This window comes from Pseudoalteromonas sp. BSi20480 (genome assembly GCF_000241365.1).
In the GTDB taxonomy this organism is placed as follows: Bacteria; Pseudomonadota; Gammaproteobacteria; order Enterobacterales; family Alteromonadaceae; genus Pseudoalteromonas; species Pseudoalteromonas marina.
This window is the reverse complement of sequence record NZ_BADX01000100.1, coordinates 46,610-58,336: the sequence shown is the minus strand read 5'-3', so window position 1 is coordinate 58,336 and position 11,727 is coordinate 46,610. Positions and strand designations below refer to the sequence as shown.

At 40.2% G+C, this 11,727-nt stretch carries 13 protein-coding genes; 8 read left to right on the top strand and 5 right to left on the bottom strand.

What is annotated here, in order from left to right; translation table 11 throughout:
- The first annotated feature begins 76 nt into the window (after positions 1-76).
- Together P20480_RS07270 and P20480_RS07275 are read left to right on the top strand one after the other, a co-directional pair.
- Positions 77-514, top strand: coding sequence for a hypothetical protein (locus P20480_RS07270; RefSeq protein ID WP_008130430.1), 438 nt, complete (start codon positions 77-79; stop codon positions 512-514).
- A 130-nt stretch (positions 515-644) separates the two neighbouring features.
- Entirely contained in the window at positions 645-866 is a 222-nt protein-coding gene (locus P20480_RS07275) for a hypothetical protein (protein ID WP_008130428.1), read from the top strand.
- A gap of 392 nt (positions 867-1,258) precedes the next feature.
- On the opposite strand, the gene P20480_RS07280 is transcribed toward P20480_RS07275, so the two are convergent.
- Together P20480_RS07280 and P20480_RS07285 are read right to left on the bottom strand one after the other, a co-directional pair.
- On the bottom strand, positions 1,259-1,462 hold the full coding sequence (locus tag P20480_RS07280; protein ID WP_008130424.1) for a helix-turn-helix transcriptional regulator: 204 nt from the start codon (positions 1,460-1,462) through the stop codon (positions 1,259-1,261).
- Positions 1,455-1,937: a hypothetical protein gene (locus P20480_RS07285; RefSeq protein ID WP_008130422.1), complete on the bottom strand. Its 483-nt coding sequence runs from the start codon at positions 1,935-1,937 to the stop codon at positions 1,455-1,457. Before P20480_RS07285 ends, P20480_RS07280 begins: the two co-directional genes overlap by 8 nt.
- Positions 1,938-2,313: 376 nt before the next feature.
- Between P20480_RS07285 and P20480_RS18245 the strand changes: the two genes are divergently transcribed.
- Both P20480_RS18245 and P20480_RS07290 read left to right on the top strand, forming a co-directional pair.
- Complete coding sequence (locus P20480_RS18245; RefSeq protein WP_033025552.1) at positions 2,314-2,721, top strand: HEAT repeat domain-containing protein; 408 nt, start codon at positions 2,314-2,316, stop codon at positions 2,719-2,721.
- A 26-nt stretch (positions 2,722-2,747) separates the two neighbouring features.
- Positions 2,748-3,086, top strand: a complete 339-nt coding sequence (locus tag P20480_RS07290; RefSeq protein WP_008130418.1) for a hypothetical protein — start codon at positions 2,748-2,750, stop codon at positions 3,084-3,086.
- Positions 3,087-3,274: 188 nt separating this feature from the next.
- On the opposite strand, the gene pdsS is transcribed toward P20480_RS07290, so the two are convergent.
- Together pdsS and pdsR are read right to left on the bottom strand one after the other, a co-directional pair.
- Entirely contained in the window at positions 3,275-5,410 is a 2,136-nt protein-coding gene (gene pdsS / locus P20480_RS07295) for a proteobacterial dedicated sortase system histidine kinase (protein WP_008130417.1), read from the bottom strand.
- A complete protein-coding gene (pdsR, locus tag P20480_RS07300; protein WP_006791901.1) occupies positions 5,410-6,099 on the bottom strand; it encodes a proteobacterial dedicated sortase system response regulator in 690 nt (229 codons plus the stop codon). Before pdsR ends, pdsS begins: the two co-directional genes overlap by 1 nt.
- A 201-nt stretch (positions 6,100-6,300) precedes the next feature.
- Here pdsR and pdsO point away from each other — a divergent pair, with 201 nt between their 5' ends.
- The 3 genes from pdsO to P20480_RS18235 are packed head-to-tail and all read left to right on the top strand — an operon-like array spanning position 6,301 to position 9,645.
- Positions 6,301-7,035, top strand: a complete 735-nt coding sequence (pdsO, locus tag P20480_RS07305) for a sortase-associated OmpA-like protein PdsO (protein ID WP_008130413.1) — start codon at positions 6,301-6,303, stop codon at positions 7,033-7,035.
- 25 nt (positions 7,036-7,060) lie between these two features.
- Positions 7,061-9,055 carry a marine proteobacterial sortase target protein gene (locus tag P20480_RS07310; RefSeq protein ID WP_008130412.1) on the top strand — a complete coding sequence of 665 codons (1,995 nt, stop codon included), beginning with the start codon at positions 7,061-7,063 and terminating at the stop codon, positions 9,053-9,055.
- Positions 9,052-9,645 (top strand): class GN sortase, encoded by a 594-nt coding sequence (locus P20480_RS18235; protein ID WP_033025547.1) that lies wholly within the window; start codon positions 9,052-9,054, stop codon positions 9,643-9,645. Before P20480_RS07310 ends, P20480_RS18235 begins: the two co-directional genes overlap by 4 nt.
- Here P20480_RS18235 and P20480_RS07315 read toward each other — a convergent pair.
- Positions 9,540-10,499: a DMT family transporter gene (locus tag P20480_RS07315; protein WP_008130411.1), complete on the bottom strand. Its 960-nt coding sequence runs from the start codon at positions 10,497-10,499 to the stop codon at positions 9,540-9,542. The two genes, P20480_RS18235 and P20480_RS07315, sit on opposite strands and share 106 nt — an antisense overlap.
- 117 nt (positions 10,500-10,616) lie before the next feature.
- Here P20480_RS07315 and proB point away from each other — a divergent pair, with 117 nt between their 5' ends.
- Positions 10,617-11,720 (top strand): glutamate 5-kinase, encoded by a 1,104-nt coding sequence (proB, locus tag P20480_RS07320; protein WP_008130410.1) that lies wholly within the window; start codon positions 10,617-10,619, stop codon positions 11,718-11,720.
- Positions 11,721-11,727 lie beyond the last annotated feature (7 nt).

Below are 11,727 nucleotides of genomic sequence, written 5' to 3'. Positions count from 1 at the left end.
CTTTTGTTCGTACCTCACTTTATTTTAGCCAACTACAATTTGCCGCTTAAAACGGCGTTAAATTAATAGAGAGTCTATGTCTGTTATTCGTAGTTCAGTATTTCAAATTATTTTTAAATCGATATTTTTACTAGTATTTAACTTTATCGGATTTTTTCTGATTTACGCAGCTGCTCTTTTGTTAGTTAGAGAGAGCAATACCCCGTTATCGTTAATTGAACAACTTTCGGCGTTAATTTTAGCTTTGTTTACAACATCTATTTTTGCTTGGTGGATGGTAACTAGTTTTCGTCAATACGAAATCAAAATAGATAGTGAATCGATCCTACTCAAAGGGTTATCGAGCTGGAAAAAAATTGATAAAACTATTTTACTTTCTGACATTGATGGTGCAGAAATAGGGACCGACTTAGCTCTATTTAAGGGAAAAAAGTTGGTGGTGAAACTTTCAATGGTTTCTATAGCATTTGAAACAGATTCGCTTAACAAAAATATAAAAAATATTGTCGTCTGAACTGAAATAACAAAATATAAAGAGTAATTTAACAAGGGCTAAATATCAGCGGGCTGTTCGCTTTGCTTCATTTAAGCCAACCATTTTAAGTCGACTTTGATGGTCTTACATATAAAGAGGAGTACTTACAATGGTTCGTCAATCACGTAAATTTAAAATATTTGCTGCAATAATTACCATCCCATTATTTGCGATATTTTTATTTGGGTACAGCTTTATTATCTTTATGTATGCTGATGGGTTAAGCAACATTGAGCACTACTTCTTACTTGGTTTAGGTTTTATTGGTATTCTTTTGTGGGCAAAAATGTCCGTGAATATGATTAAAGACATAAGATTGATTAAAGTGTAATTTACATAAAAATATATCAGTCTTAATTATGCTAGGAAGCACGTGTATTTCTTTTACCGCTTTATTCAGTGCGGTCAATTCTAAATCAATAAAAATTCAATTTACTTTGTTTGCCTATGTGGTTATTAAACGAGTTGCATAAGGTAAAAACATTTAGGTGCGCTACATAGTAATCTCATAGTGTGATTCCATCTCAGTCAGGTCCATTGTTAGAGTAATATCGTAGAACCTAAAACTTACTTGAAGTAAATCTATAGCTGCATCTTCGCATTATTAAATATGCCCAACATTTGTTGGGCTTATGATGCACAGGCTTATTATATTAAAAGCGCCTGATTTGTTGCTATTAGTTTTTGCTTAATGCATTTTCATCGGCTCTTGAGTCAGAATGTTTACCTCAAGGTAAATACTTGCTCAACAGAAACAGAAAAATGAGCCGCTATTTTTAGTGCAATAACCACCGACGGTGTAAAACGCCCGGTTTCTACTGTGCTAATGGTTTTTCTAGAAACGCCTATGGCATCTGCCAACTCTTGCTGAGATATTTTATGTTGTAACCTAAGTTTGTGAATATGATTATCTAAATCTTCATTCATAAAGCTCTTCCTTGCCAAGTTTCCAGAAAATCAATGCGCCATGTGTAGCAGCTGCTAAGCAAAGCAATATTTGAAGTGCATCTGTGGGGTTGAAAGGGGCTATTAATTCCACAAACCACTTACTGTCGCCACTATAAGCGAGAAATGCTCCGCCAATTACCATAATATGACAAGTAGCGCGAAGGCTGAGCGAACTAACATAATCCACATACTCGTCGTTAAATTTATATGTCCAGAAACCAAGTTTTGATATGTGCTTAGCAAACTTCATCGATTTAGTACCTAACACAAGAAAATAGATAAAACTCGCAAATAAAGTTAAATCTACTAGTAAATATATAACTGAATCGGTTTTGCTGATTACTGTTGAAAGCAGCTCTGCTAACAAGAAAAACGCTAGAGCAATACTGGCTTTTCCAGTAATTGTTAAATATTGCTGTTCTTGTTCTGGTAGTACTGAGATTGATTTTGCCATTTGTTGTATATCCCTTTTTAGTGGCGACCAAATAATGTCGCGTTTTATTTACTCCACTTAAGGTTTTATGTGATACCTAAATACACCATATGTAACCCTTAGGTATCAATGATACCCAAAGGTTACATAAAGGCAACCTTTTTTTATTCTTTAATTCGCGTTAAGTGAGTACTGAGCCTGTACTAATCTAATACTTGGATAAAAATGAGAAAGAAAATTTAAAAAAAGTGAGAAAATATAATTTAAAAACAATGCTTTACTTTGTTTTTTCTAAATTTAATTAACAAGTTGAACCAAAGTAGGAACTCAGATATGGTTGTTTTATTAATAAAAATAAATTTAAACGAGTTAACCTAAAAGGAGCCTATAGTTACCTATGATCGAGAGCGCGGAGGAATTTAAAAGATTAAGAGAAAGCAATATTCCAGAGGAGTATTGTCGCGCTGCTCATGAAGGAGCCGACATTCAAGTATGGAAATGTGTGCTAGAAAAATACCCAGATATGGCATTTTGGGTGGCACAAAATAAGGCTGTTCCAATCGAAGTTCTCGAAGTGTTATCAAAGCACCCTGATCCAAAAGTTAGAGATATGGTTGCAAGAAAAAGAAAAATAACAGAATCTTTAATGCTAGCCTTTGCGACTGACAGTGACCCGTCAGTAAGAAACGCACTGGTAAATAATGGCAAGGTTACCGAGCGAGTTTTAAAAATATTAGTTAATGATTCGTGGCAAACCGTAAGTGAGCGTGCAGCTGAAAAACTACTAGCTCTAACAAAGTCATAATTTTTAGCGGGGTTAACAAGGAAGGTATGCGTTCAATTCAATTTTTAGGTTTATTGACATCAATAGTATCATTTTTGTGTTTGTTTTGGGCTTTAGCTCCGCTTTCGCCTGACAGTAGCGCTTCAGTAGAAGGTGCTATTGGCTTGTTTTTAATGTTTGGTGTAGCACCACTTTTTGGTTTTTCAGCCTTGTTGTTAATACCTTCATCTATCGCACTATTTAATGCTAAGTTAAGAGCGAACACTTATTTTTATGGTAAGTTTTGGTACGGTGTATGGGGCATTAATAGTTTGATATCTATAGGGTATGTGTTTGTAATTTTATATATTGGTTATATTTACTTAACTTTAAAAGTTAGCAGCTAGCACTAGTATTAAATCTCAGTAAAATGACGTTTACGTTTTGATGCCCGTTTACCCACTACTTTATACTTTAATCGCCGTTTTTCTAATGGTTTGTAATCAGCAGGTATTAAGCTCCTTGGTTTAATTAAGTCTTACAAGTTTCCCCGCTAGGTTAGGCTAAAAACTACTTAACACTAAATAATTTTCAACTAATTTGCTAACGGCAAACTCACTGTAAAAGTGACCCCATTATGTTGTGTGTTATTTTGCGCAGTTACACTGCCTTTATGGTAATCGCACACCAGCCTTACAATATAAAGCCCCAAGCCTAAATGCGGTTGTTGCTGCATGTGCTGGCTGCGCACAGACACCATAGAATCAAATATGTGCTCGCTCAACCCTTCGGGTAATAATGGGCCTGTGTTACTTACACTTAGAACTGCTTGTGTATCTTTGCTTTGTAACGTTACGTTAATCGCGGTATTAGCTTGGCTAAACTCTAATGCGTTATTAATGAGCTTATCAAGCAGCTGCGCTATAAACTCAGGTGCGCCTTGCATAGGTAATTTGTTTTGGCATACATCAAGCGTAAATAACTGGTTTGGGTAAGTAAGCTGATAGCCTTGCATGCAACCATTTATTACTTTTTGTAAATCAAAAGGCTCAGGCTCGTTACTTTGAATACTTTGCTCAAGGCGAGTAGCCTCACTCATGGTGGTAATTATTTTACCTAAGCGCTCTACGCCTTCACTGGCGCGATCGAGGTATTTTTGGCTAAGCTCGGTTTGTTCCAAACTTTGTAAGTTTTCAAGGGATGAACGCACCACGGCAACAGGCGTGCGTAGTTCGTGAGATAAACGCGACGACATGTTTTCTAAATAGTCGGTATAGCCGCCCAATCGGCTCACAATATTAGCAAAGCTACGCGACAGGTCGCCAATTTCATCATTAGAATCACTGTAACTAATACTGCCGGTAACACGCCCTTGTGCATCTATTGCTTGCTCTGCGGTATCGCGAAGGCGCCTAATACGGCTCGATATTCGTGATGCAAAAAAGAATAGAGTCACGGTACCAATCAGCATAACGGCTAAAATAACGTTAAATAACTTTTCGAGCGATTTATTACGAAGCGTACGCACACCATTTGTAGTTTCTTCTGCTATTACTGCACCAATGACTTTGTCTTCAATCCAAATAGGGTAGGCGGCAGATAAAATAACGGCTTTGCTATCGGGGGTAAGCCGCCAAGACGATGCAGGTTGGCCTTTTAATGCATTAGCTAAATGACTGCCTTGCATAGATGCTACATCGTGAAGGGTATCTATAAATTCGTTTTCAGGACGGGTTAAAATTTTATAATAAAGTGGGTGCAAATAGGTTTGCTCAAAGCGTTGCCAGGCATTTTTGGGTGGCTGATTTTTAAGGCCATCGGCCCATACTCCATCAGCGTTTTGAATCGTGCCCGATTGCGCAAGTACGCGGTGATGATTGTCTACAACCCATATACGGCTGCCACTGTGGCCCATCCCTTTTAAAATGCGGCTAATTTCTGGTGAAGGCACAAGCACTGAGCCTAAATCGCTTGGGTTATTTAAATTAGAGGTCGACATAACGTTAGCGTTAGGTAATTCGCTTAAGCTATCGGTATCTACAATAGCAAAACCCAGTTTGTTTCCTAGCATGGCTAACGGAAAGCGCAGTTCAACGGTGTAGCCTGTTTGGGTGCGTTTAAAATAGCCCTGAATTTTTGTAAGTGGTGCTTTGGTGTCTGCATTAAATGCGTTAACCCAGCCGTCTTGCCTAGGGGCGATGATATAGGTATTAAATTGGCCATCAGGGGCTTTTAAACCAATTTTTAAATGGTCGTTATTAGTAATGCTTAAGCTGTTTTTAGCACGATAAATAAGTGTGTTGTCGGTCACATTAAAAACGGCATATAAGTAGTTATCAAATTTGCCTACCATGTGGTCGAATGACAAATCGCTGGCTTGGTGGTTTTTATTGGTTTTTTGTAAATAGCGTTTATCGTAATGCCAAAATAGCGCTTTGTAGGGTTCCCAGTCGGTTAGTTTGCCGTCGAGCTGAATAGGATTTTTTAAGTTGTAGGCGTATAAATCGCGGCCTTTTATTACTTGGTCTAAAAAATTGGTTTGCTCGTCAAATAAGGCAGGGCGTTCGTGCAGAGCAGTGGCAAGTGCACGCGTTGTGCCTACGAGAGTTTTTTCTTGGCCTTGGCGTAAAAACTTTTCCATTTCCCATACGTACTCGTAGCCTAGCCACGGCAGTAAAAATAAAAAACAAGAAAGCACAATAAACTTACTACGTAGGCCAAATCTAAGCATTAATGTTGCTCCCACCTATAACCCATACCATACACGGTATCAATACAATCAAATTGGGAGTCGAGGGCTATAAACTTTTTGCGAATGCGTTTAACGTGAGAGGTGATGGTGCTGTCGTCCACATATATTTTTGCATCGCTCATTAAATCGTTACGGCTTTTTACATGGCCTGGGCGCTGCGCCAGTGAATGTAGCATCCAAAATTCGGTCACGGTTAAATCCACTAATTGCTGTTGCCAAAATACTTGCATGCGCTGTGTGTCGAGCGTTAACTGCCCGCGTGTTATAAGTGCATTGGCATCGGCGGGGTGTTCAAGGGCTTCCATTCTACGAAATAATGCACCTATTCGTGCTGCTAAGTGTGCCAAGCTAATGTCTTTTGTTAAGTAGTCGTCAGCGCCCATACGTAGGCCGCAAACCGTGTCTATTTCGCTATCGCGTGCGGTTAAAAAAATAATAGGGAGCGTTTTAGATAAGGTACGGAGGGTTTGGCACAGTAAAAAGCCGCCATCAATTTCGTGGCCAAGGCCTATATCAACGATGGCTAAATCCGGGAGTGCGTCTTTAAATGCATTTTCTGCCGTTATGCGGTCGCTGTAACCACTCACTTGGTAGCCTTGTGCGCCTAACATTTCCATGTAGTTTTCGCGAATGGCGGTTTCATCTTCAATGATGGCTATTTTTTTCATTCTACACACCCTTATTTATTTTAAAACGCACTATATCGAAGTTTTTCAGCTATGTACGGTTAAAAAGGCAATTGCCTTTTTTTTGCCACAATTGCTCAGCGGTTTGCCATTTTTGCTCCCCTTTGTTGCCACTTGGTGTTGTTTTAATGCACCTATCGAAACAAAACATCACAAAGTTAAATCAATTTTAAGGATCATATTATGAAGAAGACATTAATCGCGCTAACGCTTGTTGCTGGTTTTTCTACTCCGACATTTTCATCGGCATCTGAACATTCGCCCTCAAAAGAAGCAACTCAAGAAACCGCAATAGGTTTAGGAACAGGCGCTATTATTGGTGGTGTGGTTGGTGGACCAATTGGCGCGTTTATAGGCGCATTTGCTGGTGGCTTAATTGGGGGTGCAAAAGTCGCCGACAACAAAATTGACGAACAACAACGCGCTTTGGCTGTAATGAAACAAAAAACCAACGACTATCAACACGTACTTAATCATAACAATCTGTTAGAGCAGCAATTAGAGGTGCTAGCACAGCAAAACGAGCAGTTAACACAATCTCAAATTAATAACCTACTTGCGATGACCGTTCAATTTAAAACGGGTTCAAGCACTATAGCGCCTCACTTTGCTAAACAGCTTGACCAGCTAGTTGTACTTTTAAACAACCAACCTCAATTAGCCCTAGATTTAAGTGGCTTTGCCGATCAACGAGGCGATGAGCAAGCCAACCTTCTGCTCTCTAAAAAGCGTGTAAATGCAGTGCAAAGTTATTTAATAAAACACGGCGTTAGCCACAAACGTTTAAGTACGCAAGCCTTTGGTGAACAACACACATTGGCAAATAGCAATACCACAGAAGATAACTTTTTTGACCGTCGAGTAACGCTGACTACCCGTTCACTAGCGCCTGTAAATGGCCAAACGGCGAGTAACTAATTTTAGCATTCGATGGAGTGATTTTATGTTGAGTAACCCAACCAAAATGCTTGTTAAGGCAAGCATTTTTATATTCATGGCAATAGCGCTATTAGCAAGTAATAGCAGCTATGCGCAATCGCCAAAGCTTGAACTAACCGATACCTTAGGTAAGCCCGTTAGCCCTGCCATAATATTAAAAAGCGACGCTCATATGACAGTAACAGGGTTAATTAACCATGTTGTCGTTAAGCAAACTTATCAAAACGAAAACCCATTTGCGGTGAATGCTCGTTATGTGTTTCCACTACCCGACGAAAGTGCAGTGCACGCCATGACAATGCGTATTGGTGAGCGCGTTATTAAAGGGCACATAGATAAAAAAATTGAGGCCGAAAAAAAATACGCACAAGCTCAAAAGGCAGGAAAGCAGGCTGCATTGGTGCGTCAACAACGGGCAAATATGTTTGTCACTAATGTGGCAAATATTGGCCCTGGTGAACAGGTGGCCATTGAGCTTGAGTATCAAGAAATTATTAATTACCGCAGTGGCACTTTTACCATTCGTTTCCCTACCACAATTACGCCGCGCTACCATGCAATAAATGGCACATTAGAACAGCCTAGTTCAAGCCTTATGGATCAAAACTTAGCGCCCAGTGGTTGGCTAAGACCGGTATATAACGTTCAAAAAAATAATGATGCACCTAGCAGTGAGTTTACTTTAAACATAGACATAGATGTGGGATTAGAGCTTGTTGATATAACCTCTAAACATCACCGTATTAATGTTAATAATCCCGCGTTTGGGCAATATAAAATAGCACTGAACGATACAAATGGGGCTAATCGTGACTTTGTTTTAGCGTTTAAGCCGCTTCAAAAAGAAAACGCGCAAGCTGCCTTTTTTACCCAGCAGTTTGAAAACGCAGACCGCTATGGCCTTGCTATGTTAATGCCGCCTGGAGATCATTTTACGCAAACTCAGCGCTTACCCCGAGAAATGGTATTTGTAGTAGATACATCGGGCTCAATGCATGGGCAGTCTATTGAGCAGGCCAAAAAGGCATTATTTTATGCCCTGTCGTTACTTGAAAGCGACGACAGTTTTAACATTATTGGTTTTGATAATAATGTTACCGCCATGAGTGATAGGCCTCTTATAGCCAGTGATTTTAACTTACGCCGAGCAGAGCGTTTTATTTACAGCCTTGAAGCCGATGGTGGCACCGAAATCCAAGGCGCGCTTGATGCGGTACTTGATGGCAGTACGTTTGATGGCTTTGTACGCCAAGTGGTGTTTTTAACCGACGGCAGTGTAAGTAACGAAGCTACTTTATTTAAAAATATTCAGGCTAAATTAGGTGATAGCCGTTTATTTACGGTAGGAATTGGTAGCGCGCCTAATAGCTTTTTTATGCGCCGTGCAGCCGATATAGGCAAAGGCACATTTACTTTTATTGGCAGCACACAAGAAGTACAGCCTAAAATGCAGCAGTTATTTGATAAGCTCGCCCACCCAGCCATTACAGACCTCGCTTTAAGCGATGAAAACGGTAACAGCTTAGATTTTTGGCCGTCACCACTGCCTGATTTATATTTTGGTGAGCCAGTTATGGTTGCTATAAAGCTTAATGATGCTAAAAGTGTGATACTGACAGGGCAAACAGCACAAGGGCCTTTAAGTATTAAATTAAGCACACAAAATAGCTCTCAAGCCAAAGGCATAGCAAAACTGTGGGCGCGTCAAAAAATTAAATCGTTACTTTTATACAACGAGCAAAGTAGTGTTAAAGACGAGGTGCAAAAATTAGCTTTAACGCATCAGCTTTTAAGTCCATTTACTGCGTTTATTGCCATTGAACACACTCAAATTAAAGACGTTGCAGATCAAACAGCGCAAGCCGCTAACCAAGTACCGCAAGGGATGGAAATGCGTTTGCCGCAAACCGATGGTCAAAGTAGGCTGCATATAATGTTGGGTAGTATGTTACTTATAACGTTTGGTGCTCTTAAATTAAAAAGACGCGTTAAAACATGAAAAAGTGGTTAAGTGCAGGGCTATTAATTGCTGGGCTCAGCTTGTTTGGCCACGGTGTGTATATGCAAGCAAAGGCATGGCTTGCACAAGTGTTGATTGAGCATGCGTGGCAGCAAGCGCTTGCAGAGCCTGGTAAAAAAGTAAAACCGTGGTTTTATGCTGACAGTTTTGTAACCGCGCAGCTTCACTTTCCATCGCATAATAAAACGTTAAGTGTGCTTGGTGGTGCGAGTGGTCGAAATTTAGCATTTGCACCAAGCCATTTTTTGCCCGCGGGGGAATTGGGCAATCGCCAGAAGGGAGCGCTAATAGCAGGTCATAACGACACCCACTTTGCGTTTTTACAGCACGCCAAAGTAGGGGAGCAGTTTACTATGCAGTTACAAAGCGGGGAGTTACAGCAGTATAAAGTCACGGCGGTTGATATAATTCATCAATCGCAGCATGACTTTTTACGCACACCGGGGCTTTATTTACTTACCTGTTATCCCTTTGATGCATTAGCATCGGGCACCGATTTGAGGTTATTGGTATCGGCAGAAATATCTTCACCAGATTCACTAAGTGGTATATCAACAACAAGCTCTTGATGGCGCTGACTAACCATAACGCCAATAAATACCACAAAAATACTAAGCCACTGCCAAAGTGTAAGTACTTCTCCCAAAATAATGGCCGATAAGATAAGTGTAAAAATAGGAATTAAATTTGAATACGCCGCCGCAGTAAGCACCGATACCTTGCTAATTGCATAGTTGTACATACCGTAACCGCCTAAAGTAACGCAAGAGCCTAAATATAAAATACTCATAAGTGCCGTTAGGTCGTGTTGATTTTCGCTGGGTAGGTCAATAAAAAATAAAAAGGGGGCAAAAAACAAACTCCCGCTAATGCCTTGTAATGCAATTAAAGTCAGTGGTGAATACCGGTTTGCTAAGTGCTTAATACTAACAGTATAAAATGCAGCGCACACCATAGCCATTAACTCTAAAAAGTTACCCAAAATAGGATTAGGTGCTTGTTCTGAACTTGGCGAGAGTAGCGTAAGTAAAATACTGCCGCCAATACATAGCGTAAAGCCCACTACAATGGCTTTACTTATGTATTCTTTGAGCATAAAAAATGCTAAAAACGCCACTATTATTGGCAAGCACGACACAATAACACCCGCCTGAGATGCCGATGTATATTCCATTGCGTGCCCTTCAAATAAAAAGTACAAGCACGGCTCAGCAAGTGACATGCCCACTAAATACTTCCAATCACCTTTTTGATATTCAAAGCGAATAACATAACGCCATAAACACAATGAAATAACGAGCGTAGTAAGCATACGTAAAAATATCACTAACGCTGGATCGTAAATGGCAATGGCGTATTTAAGCGCTATAAACGAACTGCCCCATAAAAAAGTGGCAATAATTAAACATAAACTGGCAGGCATAAGACGTAATTTAAACAATAAAATATAGCGCGATCCTAGCATGAATATTTTTAACTTGTTCAAAAATACCGAGCTGGTATAAGTTAAATCATAATAAAATTTTAATAGCTAAAAACAATGCAAAGGGAACAGATAATAGTTGTAAAGTTAGGTACAAGCGTACTAACTGGTGGCACCGATAAACTAGATAAAGCTCATATGGTTGAGTTAGTTCGCCAATGCTGCGAGCTTAAAAAGCAGGGGCATCAGGTTGTTATAGTATCGAGCGGCGCCGTAGCTGCAGGCCGTGAGCAACTATTAAAATCCTGTGGTACGAGCTTAGCGGATAAACAAATGTTAGCCGCCATTGGGCAGGGCCAACTTATTCATATATGGCAAAGTTTGTTTGCCTTGTATGGTGTAAACGTAGGGCAAATGCTGCTAACACGCGCTGATGTTGATGACAGGGAGCGCTACTTAAACGCACGCGATACATTAACGGCCTTACTTAGTTACAACGTGGTGCCTATTATAAATGAAAACGATGCGGTGGCGACGAGCGAAATAAAAGTGGGTGATAACGATAACCTATCGGCCTTGGTGGCTATATTAGCTAATGCAGACAAATTACTATTACTTACCGATCAAGACGGCTTGTTTACCAGCGATCCGCGCACCAATGCCGATGCAAAACTTATTGACGAAGTAACTCACATAAACGATGAACTGCGTCAACTTGCTGGTGGCAGTGGTACTAACTTAGGCACTGGCGGTATGGCAACAAAGCTGCAAGCGGCTGATATAGCAAGGCGTGCAGGCGTTGAAGTTATTATTGCCAAAGGCGCTGGCAGCAACGTTATTTTAAAATGCATGAGCGAGCAATTACCGGGTACTCGCTTTTTAAAGTTGACAGCGCCTAAAGATGGTCGCAAAAAATGGTTATTAGCCGGGCCTAAAAGTAATGGGCAAATAGCAATAGACGCAGGCGCTATTCGTGCGCTGCAAAATAATGGGGCAAGTTTATTGGCCAAAGGAGTCACTTGTGCCTTTGGGGATTTTGAGCGTGGTGATTTAATAGATTTGATTGATACAAATAACCAAGTAATTGCGCGTGGTTTAACCCGCTTTAGTCGCTCGGAGGTTAATAAAATTAAAGGCGCACATTCAAAAAATATTGCACAGTTACTTAGTTATGACGCTGGGGCAGAAGTATTGCATAGGGATGATTTGGTACTACTTTAATGCTTAG

Excerpts from the sequence above, each read along its gene's own strand:
- P20480_RS07285 (WP_008130422.1), bottom strand. The coding sequence starts at position 1,937 with ATGGCAAAATCAATCTCAGTACTACCAGAACAAGAACAGCAATATTTA.
- P20480_RS07280 (WP_008130424.1), bottom strand. The coding sequence starts at position 1,462 with ATGAATGAAGATTTAGATAATCATATTCACAAACTTAGGTTACAACAT.
- pdsO (WP_008130413.1), top strand. The coding sequence starts at position 6,301 with ATGAAGAAGACATTAATCGCGCTAACGCTTGTTGCTGGTTTTTCTACT.
- P20480_RS18245 (WP_033025552.1), top strand. The coding sequence starts at position 2,314 with ATGATCGAGAGCGCGGAGGAATTTAAAAGATTAAGAGAAAGCAATATT.
- pdsS (WP_008130417.1), bottom strand. The coding sequence starts at position 5,410 with ATGCTTAGATTTGGCCTACGTAGTAAGTTTATTGTGCTTTCTTGTTTT.
- P20480_RS07270 (WP_008130430.1), top strand. The coding sequence starts at position 77 with ATGTCTGTTATTCGTAGTTCAGTATTTCAAATTATTTTTAAATCGATA.
- P20480_RS07310 (WP_008130412.1), top strand. The coding sequence starts at position 7,061 with ATGTTGAGTAACCCAACCAAAATGCTTGTTAAGGCAAGCATTTTTATA.
- P20480_RS07275 (WP_008130428.1), top strand. The coding sequence starts at position 645 with ATGGTTCGTCAATCACGTAAATTTAAAATATTTGCTGCAATAATTACC.
- proB (WP_008130410.1), top strand. The coding sequence starts at position 10,617 with ATGCAAAGGGAACAGATAATAGTTGTAAAGTTAGGTACAAGCGTACTA.
- pdsR (WP_006791901.1), bottom strand. The coding sequence starts at position 6,099 with ATGAAAAAAATAGCCATCATTGAAGATGAAACCGCCATTCGCGAAAAC.
- P20480_RS18235 (WP_033025547.1), top strand. The coding sequence starts at position 9,052 with ATGAAAAAGTGGTTAAGTGCAGGGCTATTAATTGCTGGGCTCAGCTTG.
- P20480_RS07290 (WP_008130418.1), top strand. The coding sequence starts at position 2,748 with ATGCGTTCAATTCAATTTTTAGGTTTATTGACATCAATAGTATCATTT.
- P20480_RS07315 (WP_008130411.1), bottom strand. The coding sequence starts at position 10,499 with ATGCCTGCCAGTTTATGTTTAATTATTGCCACTTTTTTATGGGGCAGT.